We start from the raw sequence: 884 nt of genomic DNA, 5'->3' as shown, positions 1-884 counted from the left end.
TAAATTATCGTTTATCTTTTCATTTACAGTTATTTTTTTATCTATGCTTCTTAAAACCGTGGATATATTTTTTTGTATTTTCATATCTGGTAAATCAATAACTAACTGTTTTAATGTTTCCCCCGGCAAGTGTTTGATTGTTGTTTCTGTGAAGTGTCTTCTAAGTAAATCATTTTTCCCAGATAATAAAAACCAATAGTATAAATATTCAACATCTACCAAATTTGTATTAGGTCTTATTCTGTGCAATGCCTTTTGAATTTTCATATTTGGAAGTTCATCTCTCCAAATAGCACATCTACCCGGCTCGCCACCTTCACACATAATTAAGTCGCCATATTTTATGCCATATCTGTCATTTTCATTTGGCTCAAATCTCATCAAAGATAAATTGTTCAAATCAAATGACCCCCATCTAACATTTATGTTTGCAAGATATGGCTGATACTCCCCTTTATTTTTTTTACTATCAAGCATTTTCCCCAAACACGATTCGGTAATCTCGTCCATTCTATATTTCATAAACAATCTCCATTATCCAATATATTTTCTATGAGCCAATTTAACATTGCTCTGTTTAACCATTGCATACTGCAAAGTCGTATCTATTTTTCTATGTCCCAAAAGCTGCTGTAACTGTTCAATGGGCATTCCTTTATCTATTGCCATAGTCGCAAGAGTACGCCTAAATTTATGTGGATGTACCTTACTAAGACCTAATTGTTTTCCAAAATTTCGCAATCGCACTTCAATACCACCGATTTTTAATCTCTCATAAGGGGCTTTTAATGACACAAACAATGCCGGATTATCGTCCTTGCGACTGTTCAAGTAATTCTGCAAATGTATTTTTGTTCTTGCATCAAAATATACTATTCGCTCCT

General features: G+C 33.1%; 2 protein-coding genes. Both read right to left on the bottom strand.

All coding sequences use genetic code 11. The features are described 5' to 3' along the window. Positions 1–522 (bottom strand): restriction endonuclease subunit S (locus ACLU24_RS14125; RefSeq protein ID WP_412613302.1); only part of this gene is annotated, 522 nt, incomplete at its 3' end. Positions 523–534: 12 nt separating this feature from the next. Then, the coding region (locus ACLU24_RS14120; RefSeq protein WP_412613300.1) for a tyrosine-type recombinase/integrase at positions 535–884 on the bottom strand (350 nt) is incomplete at its 5' end.

The organism is Pseudoruminococcus sp. (genome assembly GCF_047012705.1).
Lineage (GTDB): Bacteria > Bacillota > Clostridia > Oscillospirales > Acutalibacteraceae > Pseudoruminococcus.
This window is presented reverse-complemented; position numbering and strand designations above follow the sequence as displayed.